The organism is Devosia sp. WQ 349K1 (genome assembly GCF_016595685.1).
Classification (GTDB): Bacteria; Pseudomonadota; Alphaproteobacteria; order Rhizobiales; family Devosiaceae; genus Devosia.
In genome coordinates, this window is record NZ_JAENGO010000006.1 from 274,333 (window position 1) to 301,052 (window position 26,720).

General features: G+C 57.8%; 27 protein-coding genes. 13 read left to right on the forward strand and 14 right to left on the reverse strand.

Annotation, left to right across the window (positions count from 1 at the left end; translation table 11 throughout):
- Positions 1–143: 143 nt before the first annotated feature.
- Positions 144–2,312, reverse strand: a complete 2,169-nt coding sequence (locus tag JHL21_RS13685; protein ID WP_200214060.1) for a primosomal protein N' — start codon at positions 2,310–2,312, stop codon at positions 144–146.
- Between the two features lie 247 nt (positions 2,313–2,559).
- Between JHL21_RS13685 and JHL21_RS13690 the strand changes: the two genes are divergently transcribed.
- From JHL21_RS13690 to JHL21_RS13705, 4 genes are all read left to right on the forward strand, one after another.
- Positions 2,560–3,675, forward strand: a complete 1,116-nt coding sequence (locus JHL21_RS13690) for an FUSC family protein (protein WP_200214061.1) — start codon at positions 2,560–2,562, stop codon at positions 3,673–3,675.
- Positions 3,676–3,716: 41 nt separating this feature from the next.
- Positions 3,717–4,646 (forward strand): tyrosine recombinase XerC, encoded by a 930-nt coding sequence (locus JHL21_RS13695; RefSeq protein ID WP_200214062.1) that lies wholly within the window; start codon positions 3,717–3,719, stop codon positions 4,644–4,646.
- A 61-nt stretch (positions 4,647–4,707) separates the two neighbouring features.
- Entirely contained in the window at positions 4,708–5,649 is a 942-nt protein-coding gene (locus tag JHL21_RS13700) for a DMT family transporter (RefSeq protein WP_200214063.1), read from the forward strand.
- A 68-nt stretch (positions 5,650–5,717) separates the two neighbouring features.
- Positions 5,718–7,058, forward strand: coding sequence for a hypothetical protein (locus tag JHL21_RS13705; RefSeq protein WP_200214064.1), 1,341 nt, complete (start codon positions 5,718–5,720; stop codon positions 7,056–7,058).
- Positions 7,059–7,131: 73 nt separating this feature from the next.
- Here the strand turns inward: JHL21_RS13705 and JHL21_RS13710 are convergent, their stop codons facing one another.
- From JHL21_RS13710 to sdhC, 6 genes are read right to left on the reverse strand one after another with little or no spacing between them, the layout of a single operon-like run.
- On the reverse strand, positions 7,132–7,914 hold the full coding sequence (locus tag JHL21_RS13710) for a succinate dehydrogenase iron-sulfur subunit (protein ID WP_200214065.1): 783 nt from the start codon (positions 7,912–7,914) through the stop codon (positions 7,132–7,134).
- Positions 7,915–7,971: 57 nt separating this feature from the next.
- Positions 7,972–8,268, reverse strand: a complete 297-nt coding sequence (locus JHL21_RS13715) for a hypothetical protein (protein ID WP_200214066.1) — start codon at positions 8,266–8,268, stop codon at positions 7,972–7,974.
- Between the two features lie 4 nt (positions 8,269–8,272).
- A complete protein-coding gene (locus tag JHL21_RS13720; protein ID WP_200214067.1) occupies positions 8,273–8,821 on the reverse strand; it encodes a hypothetical protein in 549 nt (182 codons plus the stop codon).
- Between the two features lie 21 nt (positions 8,822–8,842).
- The gene (gene sdhA / locus JHL21_RS13725) at positions 8,843–10,654 is read right to left on the reverse strand and encodes a succinate dehydrogenase flavoprotein subunit (protein ID WP_169196535.1); all 1,812 of its coding nucleotides are present in this window, start codon (positions 10,652–10,654) and stop codon (positions 8,843–8,845) included.
- 4 nt (positions 10,655–10,658) lie between these two features.
- On the reverse strand, positions 10,659–11,051 hold the full coding sequence (sdhD, locus tag JHL21_RS13730) for a succinate dehydrogenase, hydrophobic membrane anchor protein (protein ID WP_200214068.1): 393 nt from the start codon (positions 11,049–11,051) through the stop codon (positions 10,659–10,661).
- Positions 11,052–11,054: 3 nt separating this feature from the next.
- Complete coding sequence (gene sdhC, locus JHL21_RS13735) at positions 11,055–11,441, reverse strand: succinate dehydrogenase, cytochrome b556 subunit (RefSeq protein ID WP_169196537.1); 387 nt, start codon at positions 11,439–11,441, stop codon at positions 11,055–11,057.
- Positions 11,442–11,825: 384 nt separating this feature from the next.
- On the opposite strand from sdhC, the gene JHL21_RS13740 reads away from it, so the two are divergent.
- Positions 11,826–13,853, forward strand: coding sequence for a methyl-accepting chemotaxis protein (locus JHL21_RS13740; RefSeq protein WP_254082056.1), 2,028 nt, complete (start codon positions 11,826–11,828; stop codon positions 13,851–13,853).
- Between the two features lie 114 nt (positions 13,854–13,967).
- Here JHL21_RS13740 and JHL21_RS13745 read toward each other — a convergent pair whose 3' ends face one another.
- The gene (locus JHL21_RS13745) at positions 13,968–14,174 is read right to left on the reverse strand and encodes a DUF1737 domain-containing protein (RefSeq protein ID WP_169196538.1); all 207 of its coding nucleotides are present in this window, start codon (positions 14,172–14,174) and stop codon (positions 13,968–13,970) included.
- A gap of 67 nt (positions 14,175–14,241) precedes the next feature.
- Here JHL21_RS13745 and JHL21_RS13750 point away from each other — a divergent pair, with 67 nt between their 5' ends.
- The 3 genes from JHL21_RS13750 (at position 14,242) to JHL21_RS13760 (ending at position 15,824) form a co-directional block, all read left to right on the forward strand.
- Positions 14,242–14,880, forward strand: a complete 639-nt coding sequence (locus JHL21_RS13750) for a carbonic anhydrase (protein ID WP_199532616.1) — start codon at positions 14,242–14,244, stop codon at positions 14,878–14,880.
- A gap of 330 nt (positions 14,881–15,210) precedes the next feature.
- Positions 15,211–15,456, forward strand: a complete 246-nt coding sequence (locus JHL21_RS13755) for a hypothetical protein (RefSeq protein WP_169196540.1) — start codon at positions 15,211–15,213, stop codon at positions 15,454–15,456.
- A 71-nt stretch (positions 15,457–15,527) separates the two neighbouring features.
- Positions 15,528–15,824 (forward strand): hypothetical protein, encoded by a 297-nt coding sequence (locus tag JHL21_RS13760; RefSeq protein WP_200214069.1) that lies wholly within the window; start codon positions 15,528–15,530, stop codon positions 15,822–15,824.
- On the opposite strand, the gene JHL21_RS13765 is transcribed toward JHL21_RS13760, so the two are convergent.
- The 3 genes from JHL21_RS13765 to JHL21_RS13775 form a co-directional block, all read right to left on the reverse strand.
- Positions 15,821–16,684 carry an EamA family transporter gene (locus JHL21_RS13765; RefSeq protein ID WP_200214071.1) on the reverse strand — a complete coding sequence of 288 codons (864 nt, stop codon included), beginning with the start codon at positions 16,682–16,684 and terminating at the stop codon, positions 15,821–15,823. The two genes, JHL21_RS13760 and JHL21_RS13765, sit on opposite strands and share 4 nt — an antisense overlap.
- Complete coding sequence (locus tag JHL21_RS13770; RefSeq protein WP_200214073.1) at positions 16,684–17,559, reverse strand: EamA family transporter; 876 nt, start codon at positions 17,557–17,559, stop codon at positions 16,684–16,686. The genes JHL21_RS13765 and JHL21_RS13770 overlap by 1 nt, the downstream gene beginning before the upstream one ends.
- Positions 17,560–17,661: 102 nt before the next feature.
- A complete protein-coding gene (locus JHL21_RS13775; protein ID WP_169196544.1) occupies positions 17,662–18,696 on the reverse strand; it encodes an aspartate-semialdehyde dehydrogenase in 1,035 nt (344 codons plus the stop codon).
- Positions 18,697–19,016: 320 nt separating this feature from the next.
- On the opposite strand from JHL21_RS13775, the gene JHL21_RS13780 reads away from it, so the two are divergent.
- Positions 19,017–20,207: an NAD(P)/FAD-dependent oxidoreductase gene (locus tag JHL21_RS13780; protein WP_200214074.1), complete on the forward strand. Its 1,191-nt coding sequence runs from the start codon at positions 19,017–19,019 to the stop codon at positions 20,205–20,207.
- A gap of 56 nt (positions 20,208–20,263) precedes the next feature.
- Here the strand turns inward: JHL21_RS13780 and JHL21_RS13785 are convergent, their stop codons facing one another.
- Positions 20,264–20,824, reverse strand: coding sequence for an acyloxyacyl hydrolase (locus JHL21_RS13785; protein ID WP_200214076.1), 561 nt, complete (start codon positions 20,822–20,824; stop codon positions 20,264–20,266).
- Positions 20,825–21,003: 179 nt separating this feature from the next.
- Between JHL21_RS13785 and JHL21_RS13790 the strand changes: the two genes are divergently transcribed.
- Positions 21,004–22,014: an LLM class flavin-dependent oxidoreductase gene (locus JHL21_RS13790; RefSeq protein ID WP_200214077.1), complete on the forward strand. Its 1,011-nt coding sequence runs from the start codon at positions 21,004–21,006 to the stop codon at positions 22,012–22,014.
- Here JHL21_RS13790 and JHL21_RS13795 read toward each other — a convergent pair.
- The gene (locus JHL21_RS13795; RefSeq protein ID WP_169196548.1) at positions 22,011–22,292 is read right to left on the reverse strand and encodes a hypothetical protein; all 282 of its coding nucleotides are present in this window, start codon (positions 22,290–22,292) and stop codon (positions 22,011–22,013) included. The genes JHL21_RS13790 and JHL21_RS13795 overlap by 4 nt on opposite strands.
- A 131-nt stretch (positions 22,293–22,423) precedes the next feature.
- Here JHL21_RS13795 and JHL21_RS13800 point away from each other — a divergent pair, with 131 nt between their 5' ends.
- From JHL21_RS13800 to JHL21_RS13810, 3 genes are all read left to right on the forward strand, one after another.
- Complete coding sequence (locus tag JHL21_RS13800; protein WP_200214079.1) at positions 22,424–23,440, forward strand: NAD-dependent epimerase/dehydratase family protein; 1,017 nt, start codon at positions 22,424–22,426, stop codon at positions 23,438–23,440.
- 331 nt (positions 23,441–23,771) lie between these two features.
- Positions 23,772–24,410, forward strand: coding sequence for a hypothetical protein (locus tag JHL21_RS13805; RefSeq protein ID WP_200214080.1), 639 nt, complete (start codon positions 23,772–23,774; stop codon positions 24,408–24,410).
- 106 nt (positions 24,411–24,516) lie between these two features.
- Positions 24,517–25,875 (forward strand): anti-phage deoxyguanosine triphosphatase, encoded by a 1,359-nt coding sequence (locus JHL21_RS13810; protein WP_200214082.1) that lies wholly within the window; start codon positions 24,517–24,519, stop codon positions 25,873–25,875.
- Here JHL21_RS13810 and JHL21_RS13815 read toward each other — a convergent pair.
- Positions 25,872–26,636 (reverse strand): FadR/GntR family transcriptional regulator, encoded by a 765-nt coding sequence (locus JHL21_RS13815; RefSeq protein ID WP_200214083.1) that lies wholly within the window; start codon positions 26,634–26,636, stop codon positions 25,872–25,874. The two genes, JHL21_RS13810 and JHL21_RS13815, sit on opposite strands and share 4 nt — an antisense overlap.
- Positions 26,637–26,720 lie beyond the last annotated feature (84 nt).

A 26,720-nucleotide genomic window follows, 5' to 3' on the forward strand; every position in this document is an offset into this window, starting at 1 on the left:
AGGCTTGCGCATGGGATTCAGTCGTTGCGAAAGTGTCGCAGGCCCGATTGCGCTTTTTATTGGGATAAATTTCCAAGCACGACTTGCTTTTCGCGCCGAGAACGGTCGGGTTTTTCACAGGGAAAATCTGCTCCGACAGAAATTTACATGAAGCTGACGGGGTCTATGTCGATTTGGACACGCAAATCACCCTTGGCTTTTTCTGCACTCGCCAGCCAAAACCGCACATAACCGGACAAATCAAAGTCTCGCCCAGACTGTGCGAGAAGACGCACGCGGTGACGCCCCCTTATCATAGAGACAGGAGCGTCCGCTGGCCCAAAGAGCCGGACCCCATCGGCCATGGGCGCGGAGGTGAGGAGCATACGGGCATGAGCCATGGCCAGCGCCTGCTCGCCTGAGGAGACGATTAGCGCCGCAAGACGCCCGAAAGGCGGCATGCCACCGGCTTCCCGAGCATGAAGCTCGGAAGCGTAGAAGGCCTCTCGATCCCCGCTCACCATGGCTTTCATCACCGGATGATCGGGGTGGTAGGTCTGCAAGAACGCCTTGCCGTGCTGAGAGGCTCGGCCTGCCCGGCCGGCAACCTGCGTGAGAATCTGGAAGGTTTTCTCCGAGGCGCGGGGGTCGCCGTGAGCGAGCCCGAGATCGGCATCCAGCACGCCAACAACAGAGAGCTTCTCGAAATGGTGACCTTTGGACACCAGCTGCGTGCCGATGATGAGATCAAATTCGCCACGCGCGACCTCAGAGAATCGGTCGCGCAACTGTGTATGCGAGCCCATATCGGTGGAGAGCAGTACGCGACGCGCGTCGGGGAATCGCACCGCAGCCTCCTCAGCCACGCGCTCAATGCCCGGCCCAACGGCTGTTAGGCTTTCGGTATCCCCACATTCGCCGCAGACTTTGGGCGTTTTCATCTCATGGCCGCAGTGGTGGCACATGATGACACCACGGAATCGGTGTTCCACCATCCACGCCGAGCAATCGGGGCATTTATATTGATGCCCGCAGGAGCGGCAGAGGGTGAGCGGCGCGTAGCCACGACGATTAAGAAAGAGAAGCGCCTGTTCGCCCCGATCCAAGGCAGCAAAAATCTCGCGGGCCAGCGTGGGCGCGATCCACTCTCCTTTTTCCGGCCCATCGGTGCGCATGTCGAGCGCAGTGATATTGGGCATGGCCGCCTCGGCAAAGCGCGACGTGAGCCGAACATGGGCATAGCGCCCCTGGTTGGCATTGTTGCGCGATTCGACCGAAGGGGTGGCCGAGGAGAGGATGACGCGTGCCTTAGCAAACTGAGCCCGTACGATCGCCATATCGCGGGCGTGATAGGTAAAGCCTTCTGATTGCTTATATGCGCCGTCGTGCTCTTCATCGAGCACCAGCAGCCCCAGCTCGCGGAAGGGCAAAAACAGGGCCGAACGCGCGCCAACGACAGCCCGGACCGTGCCATCCAAGACGCCACGCCAGATCTTGGCGCGTTGCGCCGGCGTTAAATCCGAGTGCCATTCTGCGGGGCGCGTCCCAAAACGACGGGTAAAGCGATCGATGAAAGTGTTGGTGAGGGCGATTTCGGGCAGCAGAATCACCGCCTGACGCCCGGCACGCAGAGTATCGGCCACCGCTTCAAAGAAAACTTCGGTTTTGCCGCCACCAGTGACGCCATCGAGCAGAGCAACGCCAAAATTGTGGGCGCCCGTCTCTAATATCTGATCGAGCGCACTCTGTTGTTCCGGGCTGAGCGTGGATGGCGCCGCATCAGGATCGGGAATTTGGACGATGGGAGCGGCAGGCAATTCGATTCGCTCAACCACACCCGCCTTTTCCAATCCCTCCACCACTGAGGCTGACACCCCGGCCGCGCCGATGAGTGCAGGCTTGGGCCAAGCCATGTCATCGGCCAAAATCTCAAGCACGCGCTCCCGCGCGCTGGTCATTTTATCAGGCACAACGCCGGTGCGACGGAACGCAGTTGTCGGCTTGGGCGCATCCAACGCTTCGGGGGAGCGCAGAACGCCGCGCAAAACCTGACCCGGCGGGGTAATCGTATAGCGTGCGACCCAATCGACCAGACGCATCAGCTCGTCAGAGAGCGGGGGAACATCATAGGCCAGGGCGATATCGCGCAGACGATTATGCGCAAAACTGTCTTTGGGCACACCCCAGACAACACCCAAAACCAAACGCGGCCCCAAGGGCACAGACACGATGGAGCCACGCTCAACGCTCATGCCGTGAGGCACGCGATAGCTATAGGGCCCCTCTACGGCGACCCCGACCATGACGGCGACAATGTCTGGGCGATCTAACATGAGCCCTTTTGTGCATGAGAGCGCAGGCGTGACAAGAGCCGAGGGCCAAGCTGTCAGCGCGAAATTTGTTCGCTCAATGTTCTAGAAGGTTAAGACCTCGTTTACAATCCACAGCCGTTGTCGCAGGGCAGCTAGAACCAAAGTCGGGGCTCCGCCGCCCCTAGTGAATACCTTAAGAACGCGAACTTATCCGGTCCCGTCGGACCGTCTGGCCCAATGGCCCCATCCTCACTCACGTCTGCTGCCTATGGACACCCCGCCAACGAGCGACCGCCCGCGCCGTCGCGACGCCGCTAAACATATTTTGCACCCGCACACCCTTCGCGACGGCATGAGGATAGCCCCTCAGCCGCATGTTCGCGCCTCAGCAATGGCCGGGGTACAAGCGGCGATGACCGGCGCGATTGCCATGCCGCTGATCTATATCTCGCCCTTCGCCCATCTCCTCAGCTTTGCCGCACTTGGCTCTATTGTCGCCCTTTATGGGCGTTTTGCGCCCGCGCAACGAAGGAACTGGTTGCTGCTCTATTGCATGCTGTCGCAGACCGCTGTGGTTCTGGTCACATCGACCGCGGCTTGGCTGGGCGCCCCAAACCTTGTCATGCTGATCGTGCTGGCGCTGTGCTGCGGCGGACTGATGTTCGTTCAACAGACGGTCAAGATGGGCGCGCCGGGAGCGCTTTTGATGGTATTTGCAGCAGGGGCATCCTTCGACACGCCCGTGCGCTTTGTCGAAATCATCGAACGTGGCCTGACGGTGATGCTCGTTGGTTTGCTCGCTTGGGCAATCTGTTTTCTCACGGAGAAATTCCGCAACGACCCATCGGCCTTCGTGCCCGGTGAGCCCGCCCTGCCCCGCAAGCGGCGCATTGAAGTAGCGCTCTCTATTACGCTCGCGACGTTTCTAGCAGCGGCGGCCTCCCAGCTGATCGGCGCTTCCCACCCCTCGTGGGCGGCAATGGGGGCGATGGCAGCAATGACCGGGCCACACCTCTATCATGCGCTCCATCGTGGGGTTCAGCGCCTTTTGGGCGTCGTGATTGGGGCCGCCATTGCTGGCGTGATTCTGATATTCGAACCCAATGTCTGGCAGATGATGGGGCTCATCGTCGGGCTCCAGATCATCACCGAAATCATCATCGGCTCGAACTATGCGCTTGGGCAAATGCTGGTAACGCCCATGGCGCTGCTGATGACAGTGATCGGCATGCCGGGCGTGTCGGGATTTCACATGGCGAGCGAGCGTATCTGGGACACGCTGATCGGAGCGGCGATTGGATTGGTGCTCGCCATATTGCTCTCATCACAACCAGACCGCCTAGAGTTGGCCGCCTATAAAGCTGCCAAGGGCAACAAGAGCTAATCGGCTAGAGTTTATTCATGCAACGGCGCTAGGGTCTCCCTATGACCGATAGCGCCTTTGCCACCGATCCTTTTGTCCGCGATAGCGTTGAGAACTGGCTCAGAGAGTTGGGCTCGATCAAGCGTCTCGCCCCCAAAACGCTGGAAGCCTATGGGCGCGACATTGGCCAGTTCATGAGCTTTTTGTCTGGCCATATGGGCGGAGCGGTGACGCTCGCCTTTCTAAAAGACCTGCGCGGCGCTGATATTCGCGCCTTTATGGCCGAGCGGCGCAATGACAGCTTGGGCTCCCGCTCGCTGGCGCGGGTCCTGTCGTCGCTGCGCAGCTATTTTCAATTCCTAGAGCGCGAGGGGATCGTTACCTCCGAAGCCCTCAACGTCATCCGCAGCCCCAAAATCCCCAGAACACTGCCAAAGGCCCTCACTGTTATTGAGGCCAAGGAAACGGTGAGCATGGCGGGCGAACTTGAGGACAGGCCGTGGGTCGCGGCAAGAGATATGGCGGTGATTGCCCTCTGCTACGGGGCGGGCTTGCGTATTTCGGAAGCCTTGGCGCTGCGGAAAGCCGATTTGGAAAGCACAACACTGCGCGTCACCGGCAAGGGCGGCAAGGTTCGCATGGTGCCCCTCATCGCCTCCGTGCGTGCTTTTATCGACAGCTATCTTGGCCTTTTGCCTTTTGCAGTGAACACAGACGAACCCATGTTTCGCGCTATTCGCGGCGGTGTTCTGGGCCCCAGACCAATCCAAGCGCGAATGGAATTGTTGCGCTCGGCCCTTGGCCTGCCGCAAACGGCAACACCGCACGCGCTGCGCCACTCTTTTGCAACCCATTTGCTCGGCAAAGGGGGCGATCTGCGTGCCATCCAAGAGCTATTGGGCCATGCCAGCCTATCGACAACGCAGATCTATACGGCTGTCGACACAGAGCGGCTTTTGGAAAGCTACGCCCTGGCGCACCCGCGCGGCTAATTGGACGAATTTGCAGGCTTTGGGCTTTCGCGCTGTCCAAATCAGCGTCTAAGCTTCTTGCATGACCACACAAATTTCCCCGGCGCCGCGCAGTGACCTTTTGGGCTATGGCCTTGCCTTTGCGGGGGCGGCACTGTTCTCGACCAAGGGCGTTTTCATCAAGCTCGCCTTTGCTGCTGGGGTAACAACCGAGGGCACGCTGGCGCTGCGCATGCTGGTGGCCCTGCCCGTCTACCTCGTGATTTTGGCGATGCTGCTCTCCCGCCGACCGGAGCTGAAGGCGCTGCTGACGCCAAAAACACTCGCGGCCTCAATGGCGGTCGGGGCGCTGGGCTATTATCTCTCAAGTTATCTCGATTTCGCAGGGCTGGCTTTCGTTTCAGCCCAGTATGAGCGGCTCGTGCTGTTCACCTATCCGTTCTTTGTGCTGCTCTTTGGCGTTTGGTTTTTCGGTGACCGGATGATCTGGCAATTGGTGCCGCCCATGTTGGTGAGCTATGCCGGACTGCTGGTGATCTTTGTCTGGAACCTCACCGTGTCGCCCGATGGGCTTTTGCAGGGCACGCTTTTGGTCTTGGGGTCTGCGCTGACGTTCGCGCTCTACCAGCACTTAGCCAAGCGCCAAATGCTGATTCTGGGCTCAGGGCTGTTCACCTGCATCGGCATGGCGACAGCGGCTGTGCTGGCCATCGGCCAATCTGCCGTGCTCGACGGTGTCGCTGCCTATGCCCAGTATGACAGCTACATCTGGTCTCTTGCGTTCATGCTTGGGATTTTTGGCACGGTGCTGCCGTCGTTCTTGCTGAACACGGCAATCTCGCGGATTGGCGCCCGCGCCACCTCGTCGACCGCCAGTTTTGGACCCATCGTGACGATTTTGCTCGCCGTTGTCATTTTAGGTGAAGCCTTCACCCCTTATCACGCGTTAGGCACTGCACTGGTTCTTTCAGGTTCATGGCTCTTTGCCAAAAAGGAGCGCCAGTACAAAATCAAAAGCGCATGACGCTTGGTTCCCATACGAAACGGCCTTAGGCTTGGAACCAATTCAAGTGCATCTGGGGTAAGACGACTATGAGAACATCAAGCAAGGGCCTGAGCTCTTCCCTCCTGATCGCAGCACTGATGGCCGGCCTGACATTGCCAGCATCAGCGCAAGACACGTCGGTAAATTTTGGCGACGACACTTCCGAATGGGCCAATGACGGGGAATGCGATGATCCTCGCTTCACCGGCGAAAACATGGCCGAGGAACTGGAAGCCGCCGACACTCTAAAAGACGCGACCGACTGCCAGACACTGTTCGATGCGGGCAAGATCACCCTCGCGGAAACAGCAGACGAAGCTGATGCTGCTGGAGCCGTGGCACGCGCAGAGGCTATCGCCGATGCTGAAATTGATTTTGGCGACGACAGCTCCCAATGGGCCAATGACGGGGAATGCGATGACCCTCGCTTCACCGGCGCAAATATGGCGACGGAGCTTCTTCCCGAAGATGCTCTAAAAGACGCGACGGATTGTAAGGCGTTGTTTGACGCCGGCGACATCACCCTCGCAGATGACGGCGGCGACGCTAGCCTCGAACGCACAAGCATCGACGACATCGACTTTGGCGATGATTCTTCGCAGTGGGCCAATGACCTCGAATGCGATGACCCACGGTTTGCCGGTCCAGGCATGAACAGCGCCCTGCTGCCGGAAGACGAAAAGGCTGACGCCTCTGACTGCCGCGAAGCCTATGAAGACGGGACCATCCACCTGGTCGGCGAAGGCGAGGACGAAGCGGCAACGCCGGTTCGATCCGCCGCGGCGACTGCGTCTCTTGAGGCCATCGCGCGACGCATCGATTTTGGGGACGATAGCGGCGAGTGGGCCAACGACGGCGAATGTGATGACCCAGACTTTTTCGGGCCTGGCGCGTCGAATTTGACGGATGGCGGGACACGGTCGGCGGATGCGAGCGACTGCCGCGCAGCGTTTCTGGCAGGCGATGTTTCGTTCAAGACAGTCGACCAGCTCAACGTCGCCTTTGACTTTGGCGACGATAGCTCGCGTTGGGCCAATGACGGGGAATGCGATGACCCGCGTTTTGCCGGGACAGGGCTCAATAAGAAGATGCTGTTCGAGGACATTATGAGCGACGCCAGCGACTGCGAGGCGCAGTTTAACGCAGGCAGTGTCACCATCAAGCCGGTCTACACGCCCGAATATGCCCTCGGCGCGCCCTATGATAGCAGCGAGATCGACTTTGGTGACGACACCTCAAGCTATGCCAATGACGGCCAGTGCGATGATCCGCGCTTTGAAGGGCCAGGGGTCGCAGGCACCGTGTTTGAAAGCGATACACGCGCCGACGCCACCGACTGCAAGTCGGCCTATGAGACCGGCAAGGCAATGCTGATCGACGCCGAGTAATCTCTCTGGCAGCCAACAAAAAACGGCGGGGTCAAACCCCGCCGTTTTTCATTTCAGTATAGCGATTGCGCTATTAGGCGACCTGACGCTCGACCATCATCTTCTTGATCTGCGCAATGGCCTTGGCGGGGTTGAGACCCTTGGGGCAAACCTTGGTGCAGTTCATAATGGTGTGGCAGCGATACAGCTTGAACGGGTCTTCAAGATTATCGAGACGGGCATTGGTGGTTTCATCGCGGCTGTCGATGAGCCAGCGATAGGCCTGCAGCAGCGCCGCCGGACCAAGATACTTCTCACCATTCCACCAATAGCTCGGGCACGAGGTCGAGCAGCAGGCACACAGAATGCACTCGTAAAGACCATCGAGCTTGGAGCGGTCTTCAACCGACTGCTTCCATTCTTTTTCCGGCGTTGGCGAGGTCGTCTTGAGCCAAGGCTCAATGGCACGGTGCTGCGCATAGAAATTGGTCAGATCGGGAACCAGATCCTTGACCACTGGCATGTGCGGCAGCGGGTAGATTTTCACCGGACCGGTGGAATCGTCCATGCCCTTGGTACAGGCCAGCGTATTGAGCCCGTTGATATTCATCGAGCACGAGCCACAGATGCCTTCACGGCAAGAGCGGCGCAGCGTCAGCGTGGGATCGGTGTTGTTCTTGATATAGAGCAGCGCATCGAGAACCATCGGGCCGCAATTGTCGAGATCGACGAAATAAGTGTCGATCCGCGGGTTCTCGTTTTTGTCCGGGTCATAGCGATAAACATGATATTCGCGCAGACGCGTCGCGCCTTCAGGCTTGGGCCAGGTTTTGCCCTTCTGCGGCTGGTCTGCCTTGCGCAGGGTCAGTTCGGCCATTTCTCAACTTCCTTTCGACACGCCGCTCAACTCGGCGCGAAAACCGTAAAAGCCCGATTAGTAGTTCGGCTTGCACACTTGGTTCGATTTGGCGACGTAGGCATTGTAGGCGACATAGTCTTCAGACTTGGGCGATCCGCCCTTCATCGAAGAAATCACGACAGCCATAAAGCGCTCATCAATCAACGACATGGCCGCATCGGCCTTGCACGCACACAGCTCTTGGTTCTTCGAGATGTTTAAGCACACCTCGAAGAACTCCTGCTTTTGTGCGGCCGTCGGAGTGGCGGCATAAGCGGGAACCGCCAAAGCGAGGCTCATGCACACGGCACCTGCAATAGTGAGCTTATTCATGCGCTTACCTACGTGTAATTTTTACAGGACGGGGACCGAACATGGAGTCGATCGTGCCCGCATAACTGTCGTTACCATCGCTGGCGAACTGGCCAATAATCCGTCCCGACGCATTGGTCAGCGCAAAGCCAGTCCCTGCACTCATCCAGCCGCGCGCATCGCTAAAGTCACTCGAACAGAAACCTGTCTGATCGAGCACCTTGGCACCAGCACTGCCGCTTAAGGAGCCATTGCCGAACGACACCTGGCAGCTGCGGGCAAATTCGTCGCGAATGTACCAAGTACCCATCGGCGCGAACAAGGACGAGGACGAACCATCGCTGGAGACGTGGAACGAGCCGCCCGTGACCACACGCTGGCCGGTCTGCGGATCAATCTGGCTCGTCGTCGTGATAAAATTATTGCCCTCTGACGAGGTCACCGACTGCTGGCCGAAGGTGCCCGACCCAGAGCTATAAGTGCTTGGGCCGGTATCGGTGGTTTCACAGCCAGCCAAATGGAGCGCCACGCCGAGGGTGAGGCAGCCTGCGGCTATGCGTTGCGGTTTAGTCATAACCATTGCTTCCACCAAACCTTAGTAAACGCGTGCTTTTGGCGCAATTTTCTTGAGATCGATGCCGCCCTGATCCTGCGGGGTCAGCGGGTCAAGAATGACCGGGCGATAGCTCAGTTCGACCGCGCCAGTGTCTACATTAACCCGGCTCAGCGTGTGCTTGCGCCAATTGCCGTCGTCGCGATTCGGGAAATCCTCGTGCGCATGCGCGCCGCGGCTTTCCTGACGCGCTTCCGCCGAGACAACTGTGGCAATAGCGCAGGTCATCAGGTTTTCCAGCTCCAGCGTTTCCACCAGATCCGAATTCCAGATCAGCGAGCGGTCAGTAACCTTCACGTCTGGCAGACGCTTGTAGATTTCGCTCATCTTGACGACGCCCTGCTTGAGCGAGTCATCGGTGCGGAACACAGCGGCATCGGACTGCATCGTGCGCTGCATTTCATCGCGCAGCTTGGCGGTCGGCTGGCTGCCGTTGGCATTGCGCAGACGATCAAAGCGCGACAGGATTTTAGCGTCTTCAGCCGCATTGATGCCCGGCACCGGTGCTTCACGGTCAATAACCTGACCGGCACGGATTGCGGCCGCACGGCCAAAGACCACAAGGTCGGTCAGTGAGTTCGAGCCAAGACGGTTGGCGCCATGCACCGAAGCACAGGCTGCTTCGCCAACGGCCATCAGGCCCGGCACGATCCGGTTTGGTTCGTCTTCGGTCGGGTTGAGCACTTCGCCGTGGTAGTTCGCCGGAATGCCACCCATATTGTAGTGAACGGTCGGAAGAACCGGGATCGGTTCACGGGTAAGATCGACACCAGCGAAAATCTTGGCGCTTTCGGTAATGCCCGGCAGGCGCTCATGCAGCACCTTTGGATCGAGGTGATCAAGGTGCAGATAGATGTGATCCTTGTTTGGACCGACGCCGCGACCTTCGCGAATTTCGAGCGTCATGCAGCGCGAAACCACATCGCGCGAGGCAAGGTCCTTAGCGTTGGGCGCATAGCGCTCCATAAAACGCTCGCCCTCGGAATTGGTCAGGTACCCGCCTTCGCCACGCGCGCCTTCGGTAATCAGAACGCCAGCGCCGTAGATGCCGGTCGGGTGGAACTGCACAAACTCCATGTCCTGCAGCGGCAGGCCAGCACGAGCGACCATGCCATTGCCGTCACCCGTGCAGGTGTGAGCGGAGGTGGCCGAGAAGTAGGAGCGACCGTAACCGCCGGTGGCCAGAACCACCATCTTGGCGCGGAAGCGATGCAGCGTGCCATCGTCGAGCTTCCAGGCGATTACGCCCTGACACTCGCCGTTTTCGCCCATGATCAGGTCGAGCGCGAAATATTCGATAAAGAACTGCGCTTCGTTCTTGATCGACTGGCCATAGAGGGTGTGGAGGATCGCGTGGCCGGTACGGTCAGCGGCAGCGCAAGTGCGCTGGACTGGAGGGCCATCACCAAACTCGGTCATGTGACCGCCGAACGGGCGCTGGTAAATCTTGCCGTCCTGCGTACGGCTAAATGGCACGCCATAGTGCTCGAGCTCATAAATCGCCGCAGGCGCTTCACGTGCGAGATATTCCATGGCGTCGTTATCGCCGAGCCAGTCCGAACCCTTGACGGTATCGTACATGTGCCACTGCCAGCTATCGGGGCCCATGTTCTGGAGCGAAGCGGCAATACCACCCTGCGCTGCCACAGTGTGCGAGCGGGTTGGGAAAACCTTGGTGATACAGGCGGTATTAAAACCCTGCTCGGCCATGCCAAGGGTCGCGCGCAAACCCGCACCACCCGCGCCAACAACCACCACGTCAAATTCGTGGTCGATCAATTCGTAGTTGGCCATGAGTTCAACCCCAGAAGACAAGCTTGAGCACAGCAATGATGCCGAGCGCGCCAAGCAGCAGACAGAAAAGCGTATTGAGAAGCATGGCCAGATCGTAGGTCTTGCCGTGCATATAGTCCTCAAGTGTATCGCGCATGCCATTGCGCATGTGGATCGCGGCCACCGCGATCAACACAGCCAATGGCAGGCCGATGTACCAAGCACCAATCAGCTCAACCACATCGGAGCGATCTTCGCCCGCCAGTTGAACCATGATGAACAAGGTCAGTGCGAGGAGGACAATGTTGACCGCGCCGGTTACGCGCTGGGTAATGAAGTGGCGTGTCGAAGCGCGCGCATTACCATAATGCGATTTCGGATTGGCGATCTGCTCATAAGAGATTTTGTTGTCGCACATGGCTTAGCCCACCCACACAAAAACAGTCCAGATCACGAGCGTGATCACAACCGAAGCAATAATCGTTGCCCAAGCCATTTTCTCGCGCTGGCCCGGCTCCATCATTGCAGCGCTGTCCCAGACGAAGTGGCGAATGCCACCGCACATGTGATGAACAAGGCTCCAAGAAAACAGGAACATCACGATCTGGCCAAACCAGCTGCCATAGACGCCGTTGACCACATCCAGCGCGTCAGCGCTGAAGGCAGCCGCCAGCAGCCAAATGACGAAAAGCGAAACACCAAAGTAGTTCGCAATGCCTGTGGCGCGGTGAAAGATGGACATCGTCATGGTGACGGTCCAACGGTAAATCTGCAAATGCGGCGAAGTGGGGCGGGCTCTGACCGTCATGGGGACTCTGTTCCGGGACCGGCTGGCGCGACGAGGTGTCGCGGACAGTTTGGAATTGGTCTAGGTTTTAGACTCACGGCGTCCGGAAATCAAAGCCCCCTGACAGCCGGAAGCTCATACTTTCTGCGCAAGCCGCACTTTGTTCGCAGAGCGCACAAGACGTTCGCACCCCGCCTCGGACTTAATACTGCGGATATTTTACTAGATTGGCAGCGATTTAGGCGATCGGCGCAATAAAGTTTTGACATAAAACTATCAGTAAACATCTGTCACCAACCAGAATTCAGAACTACACTACAATCAACAAGCCACAGCGCAAAGTATTGTAATCAATAAGTAATATCTGAGTGGGAAGCTTCCAAGCATCAACAGGAGGTTGGTGCTATGCGTATGCTCCGAAGTGTTCGGTCCAGAATTTACGGCGCGTTTGGCGCCTTAACAGTACTAATCATCGCTACTGGCGCAGCGGCAATTATGCTGATGTCAAATGCCGAACATTTATTTCATGAATACCGTGAGACAGCCCGAGAATCCCTGACTGTCGACGAGCATGCTGCAGACGTTTCTCTGCTGCGAATTGATTTCTTGAACTATTTGCTCAACCCAACGCCCGAATGGGCCGATGAGGTTCGCAAAGTCGCCACACGCATTGCAACGGCAAATGAGGAGACTGACCAGCTCTTCGAGCATGATCCGCATGCGCTTGAGGTCACCAACCAGGTGCGCGTTCTGGCGGCGCAGTATCTGAACAATTTCGAAACGGTCGCCCGTGCCCAAGCCACCGGAGCAGACCCACGCAATCACGCGCTCACCTCCACGCTGACCGCTCTGGGCCCACGGATGTACGAGCTCTATCAGGGCCTGTCGTCGGAAACCCACACTCGGCAGAACGAACTTGGCCCGCGCATCTCTGAACAAGAAGCGCTGCAGCTGACCATCATCATGATTATTTCAGCTGTAGGTCTGGTCATTGGCCTAGCGCTGGCTATCGTCACCGGTCGTTGGCTGAACGGTACATTCGCCAAGCTCACGGGCACCATGGGTAAGCTGACGGATGGTAATTACGATATTGCCATTGAAGGCACCCAAACCCAGAACGAATTGGGCGAAATGGCGCGTGCACTCGAAACCTTCCGCGTCAACGGCATCAATGTGCAGTTGGCCGAGGAAGAAAAACAAGTGCGCGCCGCTGAGATTGCAGCCCGTGCTGACATGATGGCCAACTTCCAGAGCGCCTTTGACGGCGTCATCGAAAAAGCCATTGCGGGTGATTTCAGCGCCCGCCTCGCCACCCGCTTTGGTGATCCTGAAATCGATCGCATCGCAGGCAATCTTGATGGCATGCTCGATAGTATCGAAGAAGCGCTCGACGAGGCAGATCGCGTGCTCAGCTCGATGGCACGAGCCGATCTGCGGGACCGCATGAGCGGGGATTATCGCGGGGCCTTCTCGCGCCTCAAGCAGAGTACAAACTCGGTTGCTGACAAGATCGAGTCCATTACATTGCAGCTGCGCGATACCTCCCGCTCGCTCAAGCGCGCCACTCGCGAAATTCTCGAAGGCGCGAACGATCTGTCTGAGCGCACGACCCGCCAGGCTGCGACCATTGAGGAGACCTCCGCCGCAATGGATCAGCTGGCCAATACCGTGACGCTGAATGCGACCCGAGCCCGCGAAGCCAGTGACAGCGCCGAACGCATGAGTTCAATTGCAGAAGCCAGCAATGAAGTTATGGGCCAGGCCACCAATGCAATGGAGCGCATTTCCACCTCAGCTGCCAAAATCTCCAACATCATTGGCTTGATCGACGACATCGCCTTCCAGACCAACCTTCTGGCGCTCAACGCCTCGGTGGAAGCGGCGCGCGCTGGGGAGTCCGGCAAGGGCTTTGCGGTTGTGGCCGTGGAAGTGCGGCGTCTGGCACAAAGTGCGGCGCAAGCATCGTCCGATGTGAAGGCCTTGATCGAACAATCTGGCGACGAAGTGCGGAACGGCACCAAGCTGGTCAGTGATGTAGCCGGTCGTTTGACAGAAATTGTCGAAGGGGTCAGCTCTTCTGCGGCTCTGATGGGTAATATTGCGAGCGACAGCCAAGCTCAGGCCTCTGGAATTGGTGAAGTGAATATCGCTGTGCGTCAGATGGATGAAATGACCCAGCACAACGCGGCGCTCGTTGAAGAAATGAACGCTTCCATTGAGCAGACCGAGGGTCAAGCCAGCCGCGTGGATTCGATCGTTGAAACCTTCACGCTGCGCGATTCTGCGGCGATGGACTCCGCCAACGAAACCTCTTCCTCTGGTGCGACCGAAAAAGTATCCGGCGCACGTGGGCTTATTAAGAGCGTACAGAAAGCGGCTAAAACCTACTTCGGCGGGCAAGCTGCGACCGCCGAAGCGTGGAACGAGTTCTAGTCTTCGCAAAGAAACCAGTGAGGGCGCTAAAACAGCGTCCTCGCCAATCGGCTCCTCCCGAGTGTTTCTCCCGTTTCAGTACCAGCGCGCTGGTAATGGGCGGGAGAAATGCTTTTAGTAATCGGTGAGTTTACGGCTCGGATCGTAGACCTGTTCATCAACAATACGCGTGACAGCTTGGCCGCACCGCATTTTTTTCGTCACCTGATCATAGGCGTAAGTTGGACTACCATGTAATTGCCACCCTTCGGTCAATGCCTTCGTGACCTTGTGACAGAAAGAAGAGTCGTCCTCGCCCGTCAGAAAACGATAGATCTGCATAATTGCCCCCCATATACGGCTAAAGCCGGTGTTGATCTTGAAGGCTCTTACAGCTAATCGAGTGGTTATGCATAGCTTTCCTCAGCATCTTCTCGATGGCCACGCGAACTTCATGTCCGGGCGTTATACCCGGGAAAAGGAACGCATTCGCGGTCTAGCCGACCTTGGCCAAAACCCCACCACAATGATTATTGCCTGCTGCGACAGTCGCGCGGCGCCAGAAATGATTTTCGACTCTGGCCCGGGTGAAATGTTCGTGCTGCGCAACGTCGGCAATCTTGTGCCCACGTACCAGCCAGACGGTGGCCAGCACGGCACCTCAGCCGGCATCGAATATGCCGTTAAGGCGCTCGGCGTCTCCAATATCGTCATCATGGGCCATGGGCGCTGCGGCGGCATGCAGGCGGCACTCAACCCTGCGACGACCCCTCTGGATAGCGGCGACTTTATCGGCAAGTGGCTCGGCATGCTCGGCGATCTGCCAAGCCAGCTGGCTGGCGCGGATCTGTTGACCCAGTCTGAACGCCAGACGGCAATGGAGCGCATTTCGATACGCAACTCCATTCAGAACCTGCGCAGCTTCCCTTATGTGAGCCAGCTGGAAGCCGAAGGCAAACTGGCCGTACATGGCGCATGGTTTGATATTTCGACCGGGGAATTGTGGGTTATGAACCAGAACGGCGACTTTATCCGCCCCTTCCCCTAATAAAACGTCCCCAACCCATCTTTATAAAAAGCAGGCAGGTCTTCCCGCCTGCTTTTTGCCTTTTATGGGCATTTGATCTGCCACGATCGTGATCAATTGAGCTGCAGGGACACTTCACTTTAGTTCAGATCTGTCACTTCAGACGATTGATTTCATTTAACGGCAGTGGCTTATGCCGGTCTCAAAATGGTCCCGACATGGGTCCAGCCTCGCCCAATGAGGGCGCACAACTGGCCATATTACCCCGTCAGATTGTTTCTCGCGGTGCCATTCAGCTCCGCCAGTGCCCCGAAAAGGCATTGCATGAAAGCTATCAGCATGGAGAAACCCATGAAGAAGACATTGCTTACATCTGTTATCGCCCTTGGCCTGACCAGCGCTGCGTTTGCGCAGGTTGCAACGCCCACGGACTTCGCTTCTGTTGACACCGACGCGGACAGCGCAATTTCTATCGCTGAAGCACAAGTGGCTTGGCCAGACCTAACGCCTGAAGCCTTCGCTGCGGCTGACACCGATGGCAATGGCGCACTCTCTGCCGAAGAATATGACGCCTTGCTGGCAGCAAGCGCACAATAATCGACCTGCCGTCGGCCGCCCTAACTGATCAGGGCGGCCGCAGCCATTCCCAGTCAGATGGAGGACCCTCCATGCGCATTATCCTTCAGGCTCTTGCAGCGTTGACCCTTTCATCAAGCCTAAGCTTTGCCCAATCCCCACTCACCTTTCAGGCCGTCGATACCGATGGCAATGGGCGACTGAGCTTTGAAGAATTGCGCGTGGTCTGGCCCGATCTGAGCCAAGACGAATATGCGCGAGCGGACGCGGATGGATGGGGCGGGCTCACGCCAGAACAACTCAATGGCCTGCAGCCCACGGCTTTACCGTCGCCCGCCATGATGCTTGACCCAGCGCCATCCGAGCCCATTGAGCCCGTTTTGGACTAAGCCACACTGCGCCTTTTGGCCAAGGTCACCGCGAGGCCTGCAATGACAAACATCGCGCCCAAAATTTCAACACCCGTGATTGTTTCACCCAAGACCAGATAGGCCGAGACCAAGCCGGTGACCGGAACGAGCAGGGTGAATGGTGCCACCACTGAAGCGGGGTGACGCATCAGCAGCCACGCCCAGATAACGCCGCCCAGCATGGATGATGGATAGGCCAAAAATGCAATCAGGCCTGCGTCGCTCAAACTAAAGCTCGATATCGCAGTGGCAATCGCGGCTCCGCCTTCGGTGAGGAGCGACAAAGCCAGAAGGGGCAAGGGCGCAGCAAGCGAACCCCAAACGGTGAGCGATAGTGGATTGACGCGCCCTGCCATGCGCGTCAGCACATTGGCCACGCCCCAAGCCAAAGCCGCCAGAACAGTAAAACTGAGCGGCAAGAATTCCGTCCCGCTCAAACGCTCAGTGGCAATGACGGCAATGCCGAAAAACGCCACACCCGCCCCCATGATCTGAAACCGATTGGGTCGCTCTCCTAAAATCAGGAAGGCGATGATCATGGTGAAAAAGGCCTGCACCTGCAGCACCAGCGAGGACAGGCCCGCAGGCATGCCCCAGGCCATGGACAGGTTGAGGAAGGCATAGAGTGCAAAGCCAAATGCCAAGCCATAGGCAATGACCAACCACGCCGGGGCTTTAGGGGGCTTGATGAAAAAGACCGCCGGAATGGCGACAGCGAGAAAACGCAGCGCCGCCGCGAACAGTGGCGGCATCGCCTCAACGCTCAGCTTGATGACGACGAAGTTAAAGCCCCAGATCGCGACAACCACAAGAGCGAGCAAAACATGACGGATAGGCATTAGCGGACGCGCACGCGGTTAAGAAAACGAGGCCCAAACACATGGAGCAGTAGGCCCAAAAAGATGAGCAGACTGCCCCAAATCTCAAACCAGCTCATCTGCTCACCTAAAATGAAATAGGCCGCAACAAAGCCAACGATGGGCACCAGCAGGGTAAATGGCGCGACCATGCTGGCGGGATATTTGCCCAGCAAAAATGCCCAACAGCCATAACCCAAAAGCGTCGAGCCATAGGCGATAAACAGCACCGAGCCGATAGCTTGCGACGAAACGGCGAAAAGATCGGTGATGGCGCTCGGGCCATCAAAAATCAGCGCCAAGACGATCATCGGCAAGGGCGGGATCAACGCGCCCCAAACAACGAAGGCCAACATATCGATTTTGCCCGCCTGTTTGGTGACGATGTTGGAAACAGCCCACCAGAAGGCCGCGACAATGGTCAGCAGCAGCGGCCCCCAAATGGCGCCGCCAACATGCTCGGCCCCGATAACGCTCAAACCGATTAGCGCTAGTCCCGCGCCAGCCCACTGCACCCATACCGGGCGATCGCGCAGAACCATTACCGCCAGCGCTAGGGTGAGAAACACCTGCATTTGCATGACGAGACTGGCGAGCCCGGCGGGCATGCCTTCGCGCATGGCCAGGAATAAGAAACTGAACTGCAGCACCCCAACGCTAAAGCCATAAGCGGTCAGCAGGCCAAGGCTGACTTTGGGCCTTCGGATAAAAAAGACTGCCGGGAGCGCACACCCGATATAGCGCAGCGCAGTCAGCATATAGGGCGAGATTTCTTCGACGCCCCATTTGATGGCGATAAAATTGATGCCCCAAACCAGCACCACAATGAGCGCCAGAACCAGATCGCGCGGCTGCATTACACTGGTCCTTCACAGCAAAAAGGCGAGCATCACTGCCCGCCTTCTAGTCTTGTTCCGCGATTTTGCGAAGCGCCAATAGTGAGCGCTTGCATCACGAGATTACGCGCGGGGCTTGAGACCCTTGGCGATCAGCGTTTCCGCGATCTGAATGGTATTGAGCGCTGCGCCCTTACGCAGATTGTCCGAAACAACCCACATAGCCAAACCATTTTCGACGGTGACGTCTTCACGGATACGGCTGACATAGGTGTCGTAATCACCAACGGTTTCAACCGGGGTCGCGTAGCCGCCTGGTTCGCGCTTATCGAGCACGGTGATGCCATCAGCTTCACGCAGGATTTCGCGGGCTTCGTCAGCGGTAATCGGGTTTTCAAACTCGATATTGACCGATTCCGAGTGACCAACAAAAACCGGAACGCGCACGGCGGTGCAGGTGACCTTGATCTTGGGATCGAGGATCTTCTTGGTCTCTGCCAGAACCTTCCACTCTTCCTTGGTGTAGCCGTCTTCCATGAACACATCGATGTGCGGGATGACGTTGAAGGCGATCTGCTTGGGGAACTTGGCTGGGGTTGGGCTATCGTTGACGAAAATGCCCTTGGTCTGGTTCCACAGCTCGTCGACGCCTTCCTTGCCAGCGCCGGAAACGGACTGGTAGGTCGAGACAACAACGCGCTTGATCTTGGCGGCATCGTGGAGCGGCTTGAGGGCCACAACCAGCTGGGCGGTCGAGCAATTTGGGTTGGCGATGATGTTTTGACGCTTGTCGTCAGCCAGCCAACGCTCAAGGATCGCGCCGTTCACTTCAGGAACCACCAGTGGCACTTCGGCGTGGTAACGCCAGTAGCTGGAGTTATCGATGACGATGGCGCCTGCCGCTGCGATCTTTGGACCCCAATCCTTGGAGATAGAGCCGCCAGCCGACATGATCGCAAAATCGACGGTCGAGAAATCGAAGTGCTGCAGATCGCGCACCTTCAAAATCTTGTCGCCATAGGACAATTCTTTGCCAATCGACTTTGACGATGCGAGAGCGAAAACTTCATCCGCCGGGAACTTGCGTTCGGCCAGAATGTTCAAAACTTCGCGGCCCACATTGCCCGTGGACCCGACGACTGCGACGCGATAACCCATTTTGGAACTCCGGTCCCTTACCATTCACCGCCCCCGCGCATCGTTTGATGCGGCCAGTGGTTTTCTGAGCCTCTCCCCGACGGGAGACGACCCGGGGAAAAGCTCTAAGCGGTTTTGGTGGTTTTAGTCATGGCAGTATCGCACTCGGCTTTTGGCCAAGTTTTTATTGCGATAGTGGCGATGGAGCCGAAGCTGCGCATGACGAACTCTAACTTCCTATTGAAGTGCAGGACTTGTCATACTCCACTGTAGGACAGAGTCAATGCGCTTGCTGAAACTCTCGGCCCCAGATACGCCTCGGATAGACGAAAGGACCACACATGGCCGACTACGATGTATTGATTATTGGCGCGGGCGCTGCAGGCATGATGGCTGGCATTGAAGCCGGCAAGCGTGGGCGCAAGGTGCTGGTGGTCGACCATGCCCGCGACCCCGGCGAGAAGATCCGCATTTCCGGTGGCGGACGTTGCAATTTCACCAATGTGAACGCCACTCACGTTCTGGGCCGCGAGCGCTTCCTGAGCCAAAATCCGCGCTTCGCGCTGTCGGCGCTGTCGCGTTACACCCCTGAAATGTTTATCGCGCGCGTGAAAAAGCAGGGCATCGCCTATCACGAAAAGACCCTTGGCCAGTTGTTCTGCGATGGCCCCGCCACGCAGATCATCACCATGCTGACCAATGATCTGCGCGCCGCTGGTGCAACGATCTGGACTGGGCGTTCCGTTGGTACCATTGAGAAAACCGACGAAGGCTTTGACGTTATGGTTGGCGATGGCCGCGTGACTGCGACAAGCCTGATCATTGCAACGGGTGGCAAATCCATTCCGAAAATGGGCGCGACCGGCTTTGCCTATGAGATTGCGCGCCAGTTCGGCCTTAAGGTCACCAACACCCGCCCGGCCCTCGTGCCGCTCACTTTTGAGCCCGGCGCGCTGGAAATGCTGAAGCCTTTGGCTGGCGTTTCGACCAATGCCATTGTCTCGCACGGCAAGACCAAGTTTGAAGAAGCGCTGCTGATCACCCACCGCGGCCTTTCCGGCCCAGCAATTCTGCAGATCTCGTCCTATTGGCGCGAAGGTGATGCGATCTCGGTTGATCTTCTGGCGGGCGAAGACGCGCTTGAATTCCTCAAGTCAGCCCGCAAGGCTACGCCGAAACTGCATATCCAGACCGCGCTGGGTGACCGCCTGCCAAAGCGCTTGGCGCAGCTGATCGGTGAGGTGATCAACCAGCCCGGCATGATCGGCGATTTCTCGGACAAGAAACTCGCGACCGCTGCCGAAGTGATCAACAAGTGGACCCTAAAGCCAGTTGGTTCAGAAGGTTATCGCACAGCGGAAGTCACTTTGGGTGGCATCGACACCACTGACCTCGACGCGAAAACGCTGATGTCGCGTGATGTGCCCGGCCTGTTCTTTGTCGGCGAGGCGGTAGACGTCACCGGCTGGTTGGGCGGCTATAACTTCCAGTGGGCTTGGGCCTCTGGCTATTCCGCAGGCCAAGCGGCCTAAATGATAAGGCCCGGGGCGACCCGGGCTTTTTTTATGTCTGCTATGTCGCGCTGGGCTTAGAATTTATAGCCGAAGCGAACACCCATATTGGTCAGACCGCGATTGCCATCGCAAAGGTTCGCATTGGACGCGTGTTCGACCGTCGCCATGATCGAGGCGTTCGTGTTGAGCATCACGCCCAAGCTGGCCGACTCGCGGAACACAAATGAACAGCCAAGGTCGCGCGCAGGAGCAACAGCCTGTCCATTGGTTGAGCCATTGTGGACCGCACCACCAAAACTGAGCTCGGCGAAGATGGGTGTGTCAAATAGCGGCACAGTCCAGCTAACCCCAGCATAGGCCATAGATTCGAGCCCGGCGTAGTTGATGGTGGCGCCAAGATGAGGACGCAGCTCACCAAGAGTAACCCACTCTGTCAGACCGGGGGTGTCGAACAAAAGCTCGACATTGAGGTCCTGCATGCGGGAGACGTTGAAGACGCCGAACAGCGCGCCTGGCTCGTCAGCACTGTGAGCAAACACGCCGCCGCGCACTTCAGACAGTCCAAATTCCTGCGCCAATACTGGTGTTGAAACCACGCCAGCCACAACGGCAGCGGCGGCAAGAATACGCTTCATGGAATCCATCCTCATACAGAGACGGGAAATACTGCGTGAATGAAGGCTTAGCCGCAAGCTCATTTCAGCCACACTGGACAAGGAAGCGTCTCCCCTGACTCTATTTTTCACGTGAAGGGTTGATTTTTCCCAGCTTCATCGTGATCTAACGATGAAACGAAATTGTACTAAGGTGAGCCATGTCTGCGCCCTTCGCTCTGTCGCTTCAGGATCTGGCCCCCATCGCTCAGGGCTCAACCACGCCACAAGCGATGGCTGAAACCATCAAACTAGCGCAGGCGGCCGATGGGCTAGGATACACACGCCTCTGGTATGCCGAGCACCACGGCATGCCGTCCATTGCATCCTCTGTTCCCGAAATTCTGATCGGCAGCGCTGCGGCGGCGACCGAGAATATTCGCGTTGGCTCCGGCGGCGTCATGCTTCTCAACCACGCGCCGCTCCGTATCGCCGAAGCCTATCGCACCCTTGAAGCTCTGCATCCGGGCCGCATTGACCTTGGTATTGGCCGCGCGCCGGGGGGCGACGGATATGCCATGCGCGCGCTCCGCAGTGGTGGCGGCGAAGAGTTTTCAAATTATCTCGCCGAGCTGATGGCGTTTGACGACGACAGTTTCCCAGCTGACCACCCCTTCTCGCGTGTTCCGGTCTCACCAGGCGGCATTAAGTTGCCACCGAAGTGGCTGCTCGGCTCATCGGGCGCATCGGCGCAAGCGGCGGGACAGGTCGGCTTTGGTTATGCATTTGCGGCGCACTTCAGCCACACCCCGGCAGCGCCCGCATTTGCCGCCTATCGCAATGCGTTTGTGCCTAGTGAAGAATTTCCAGAGCCCAAAACCCTGCTGTGTCTATCGGTCATCTGCGCGCCGACCGACGAAGAAGCAAAATACCTCTCCACCTCGCAGGCGGTAAATTGGGCGCGTTTCCTCACGGGGGAACAGCGTCAACTGACCTCTCCAGAAGAGGCCTCGGCCTACAAGCTGACCGCGCAACAACACTCGATCATTGAGCATCAATCCGCTCTTTGGATGGTCGGCAGCCCCGAGCGCATGGCAGAAGAAATTTCCGCCAAAGCGAAGGCGGCGGGCGCTGATGAAGTGATGGTGACCACAACCATCCACTCCTATGATCTGCGCCGCCGCTCCTACAAACTGCTGGCCGAAGCGCTGGGCATTCAGGCCCGCGCTTAGTGCACGGTATTTCGGGGCACTAACGCATAGTCGCCAGATGGCTCGACCCTCAATGCCAATTGCTGGCGGTCGAGTTCGGCAAGCCACGCCGTCCACGAGCACGGTGTGGTTTGCCCATCGAGCGCTTCCTCATCGCCGTAGCGCACGAATTTAAGGCGGAGCTGAGCCTTTTCAGCCCCGTCCCGATCACGCGTCAAAGCGATCGCCGGACATCCGTGTTGCTCAAGCACCCAGGCTCGGATGTCGTGGTGCGCAGTTAAGAAATGACTGTTGAACATATTTTTGCTCCTCCCGGTGTTCTGCGTGTCGAACGAGTGGTGTTTGCAAGAGTTCCTAGAAGCGCAATCACACTGGCTTGAGCCGGACGCAGCCCTTAGGATGCCGCTATAGCAATTGCAGGGGCGCAGGCATGACCGACACAGTTCTTCTCACGGGCGTTTCTGGCTTTCTCGGCGGGCATGTCGCCAAGGCCCTGCTCGACGCGGGCTTTACCGTGCGCGGCAGTGTGCGCGATCTGAAAAAGGCCGATGCCGTTCGAACCACTCTGGCCAAAGCCAACTGTGATGTCTCCCGACTAAGCTTTGTGTGTTTGGATCTGACCAACGACGATGGCTGGGACGCAGCGATGGACGGCGTGCGCTATCTGCAGCACACAGCGTCGCCCTTCGTGCTTAATATGCCCAAAGACAAGAGCGAGCTTGTTGGCCCGGCGGTTGCTGGTACCGAGCGTGCAATTACGGCAGCGCTCAAGGCGGGTGTCGAACGCATCGTGCTCACCTCTTCTATGGCCGCGATGGCCTATGGCCACGACAAATCCCGCACCAAGCCCTTTGGACCAGAAGATTGGACCAATCTCGATGGCCGACCGCAAAACGCCTATATCGAGAGCAAGACCCGCGCCGAGCGCCGCGCTTGGGAGCTGGTGAAGGCTGCAGGCCAGATGGAACGGCTCGCCGTGATCAATCCCAGCGTTATTCTCGGCCCTCTTCTTGACGATGATGTCGGCACCTCGGGCCTGCTGATCAAACGCCTGATGGATGGCTCCGTGCCGGCCGCTCCGCGTATTCCCATTACCTGCATCGATGCGCGCGATGTGGCCGAGGCCCATGTCAAAGCGATGACCACGCCAAGCGCTGGCGGGCAGCGTTTTCCTATGGGGGACGGCACGCAGCTCTTTCTCGACACAGCGAAGATTCTCAAGGCCGCCTACCCCAGCTATCGCATTCCGCACTTTGAAATCCCGGACTGGCTGGTACGGTTCTATGCGCGTTTCGACCAGCAAGTGCGGGATAATGTTGGGGAGCTGGGGTATCCTAAGCCGCTCGATTCAAAGGCCGCGATTGCTCTGCTTGGCCATGATTTCATTCCCGCCAAGCCAGCCGTGCTGGCCACAGCGAAAAGCCTAGTTGAGCGTAAACTGGTGTAAGTATCCGCCGGGCGCGGGATAGCGTCCACACCACTTATTCAATCGGAAGCCCCTCAGGGGGCTTTTTTTATATGTGTAGCTTCTCTCGGTTCGCATGCCGAACGCGCGCCTTGGTCCACTCGTCCTTCAATTACATCCGATCATTTTCAGTGGGGAGACCGAAGTGTCGTGGTGACGGTCAGGCAGGCCACTGTCGAAAGCGCGTTAGCGAAGTCTTAGAAAATCCCGCGCCACGGTGACAGGTATTGATTGTGGATAGAGCGCTTTACAACGCCCGCATAAAAAGAACTAAGTTACACTGATATAACACAATATTGGCAAAGGGATAATGGTGGACAGTCGTATTTGCTTGGCCGCGTTCGTGGCCTCAACACTGGCATTTTCCAGTCCCTCCATCGCAGCAGAATTTGCCAGTGAAACGGCGTATCTGAACCAGCGGGCACAGGCGACAGAAACGATGTCAGGCGCTCAGGCGCTTGGTCTCATGCGCGCAGTAGAACTGGTTGTCAGCGATCAGGTCAACGGTTCGTGCTGGACCAATCACAGTGAGGTTTTTCACGCGCTGCGTTCGGAATTGGTCATGGCCGGGGTCACTGTCTACACCGAGCCCCTCGCCAGCTATGATGCACTGAGCCCCATTTTGCGGCTCTCGATCATCGGTTATCAGGCTGCGGGCGGCGCGTGCATCGGTCATATGACCTTGGAAACCATCATCGGCTCGAACAGCGAATTGGGCAGCCTCACCCACACTCAAAAAGTCTTCAATATTGCTGCCGAGGCGCGACTTTGGAGCGTCTCGACAATCTTCTCGGGCAAAAATCTCAACGCCACTATTGTCGAAACGGCTCGCCGCTGGGCCGATCGCCTTGCCAATGACATTCGCATTGCCCGCAATGACCCGTCTGTGCAGCGCTTCAACTCAGTTTGGCCCAAGGCCGCACCGCGCACCCGCGCAGAAACCGGGAAGTAAACGCCAAAGCCATTGGCAGTTTGGTCGGTTTATGCTCGAAGGAACAGGCCATTCAGTCGCCTAAAATGCTGCCGAATGGACGTGTTCGGCAGTGGGGTTTTGAGCGATGTCAGAGGCAGGTACGGTGTGGTTTGAGCGTCGGGAAGCAACGGACGCGCAAACGGACGATATTCGCCTGCCAGAAGAGATCGACTACGCCCGCGTCGTGCATTCCGCTTCCTTCCGGCGATTGCAGGGCAAGACCCAGGTCCTCGGGCTCGGTGATGGCGATTTTTATCGCACTCGCCTTACCCACAGCTTGGAAGTGGCCCAGATCGCGGGCGGCATTACACGGCAGCTGGCGCACGCCTATGCGAACGATCCGCGCAGCCAACACCTGCCGAGCCTGATTGCCATTCAAGCCATTAGTGCCTTGCATGATCTGGGGCACCCGCCTTTTGGCCACGGCGGAGAAGTCGCGCTCAACTATTGCATGCGCGATCACGGCGGCTTTGAGGGCAACGGCCAGACCCTGCGCATCATCGGGCGCCTTGAAGAGTTTTCTCATGGCGCAGGTTCAAACCTCACGCGGCGCACCATGTTGGGTATTTTAAAATACCCCGTCGCCTATTCGACCGCCGCCAATCCCGAATTAAAGCCCGCGCTTAACCAAGGCCTATCGACGCTACAACTGATCGATCGGCAGCGCTCCAAGCCCCCCAAGGCCTATCTCGATAGCGAGGCCGATATTGTCGATTGGTTGATCGATCCGCTCTCCCCAGCGGAACGCGATGCCTTCACCAGTGCCCGCGCCAAGTCTGGCAAACATGCCGAAGCCCTGCACAAGTCCTTCGATTGTTCGATCATGGACGTGGCCGACGATATTTCCTTTGGCGTCCATGATTTCGAAGACGCACTCAAACTGCGCCTCATCAGCGAAGAGGCTTTTTTGGCGAGTGTCACCGAAGACAAATGTGCCAGCATTTTGGAAGCACTGACCGCTCGCTACCCGGAAGAGTTCGGCACCAATCCATACGCGACCTTCGTGGCGGGCCTCTTTGGTCGCTCAACTTTGAGTCTCAAACGCTGGATCGGACGTATCATCCACCATCTCATGGCCCGGATCGAAATCGTCGAACACGCTGAGTTTGACGACCCTATCGTCAAATACCGCGCGGAATTGCCTGCCCCAGACCGTGCCTTTGTCCGTGCGCTGAAAGATGTGGTCTATCACAACGTCATCCGCTCCCCCTCGGTGCAGCAGATGGAGTTTAAGGGCCAGCAGATGGTGGTGTCGGTGTTTGAAGCGGTCTCTTCCGAGCCGCAGGCCTTTTTGCCGCCAGACGTGCTGAAGCGCTGGCAGGACGCGGGCGAAAACCCACGCATCATTTGCGACTATATCGCCAGCATGACTGACGGCACGTTGATGAGAACCTATGAACGCCTTTTCACCCCAAGAATGGGCTCAGTGTTCGATCTGGTTTAGGCCTCTTCCATCCGTCCAGCAGCACGTTCAAAACCCTGAGCAATCGCCTCGCGCATAGCGGCGCGGGCGAGAACTGGATCACGATCCCGAATGGCTTCAGCGATACGGCGATGGACCCCCACCGTAATCGCGAGCGCCTCAGGCTCGTTGACCGGCGAAGAAATGGTAAAGGCCGCTGTCAGCGCCATTTCAACCAGCGCCGAGATGGACGCCATAAAGGGATTGCCCGACGCGGCGGCAACGGCTTTGTGGAATTCGAGATCGCAGCGCGCAAACTCGACCGGCTCTGTGGCGGCAGCCATTTTATCGACCCAGGCGATTAGCTCAGCGGCCGCTTCCGGATCGGCGTGTTCCGCCGCCAAGGCTGCAGCCTCAATTTCGATACCGATTCGCACTTCGGCGAGACTTCTGAGGAAACCCACCTCAGGTCCAAGTTCAAAGAACCAGGCCAGCACATCGCCATCAAAAAGGTTCCAACGATTGCGCGGCAGGACGCGTGTGCCGATACGGGCGCGTGCTTCGATCATGCCCTTGGCGGCAAGAGTTTTGAGCGCCTCACGCAGAACTGTACGGGACACTGAGAAGCGTTCGAGCAATTCCGCGTCGGAAGGCAGGATCGTACCTTCCGCATATTCGCCCGACACAATGCCCAAACCGAGGCTCCAGAGCACATCCGAGTGCAGATTTCGCGCCAGATTTCGCCCGGATAGCGTTGCAATCAGATCCCCTGAATGCCGCGTCTTCCCGCCTGACCGATCCATGCACATGCTCCTCAAATCTTCGCGCGCACCATAGGCGCAGTAAGATAACAAGAATAGACCCACAGAGGCTGGACATGATGAAGC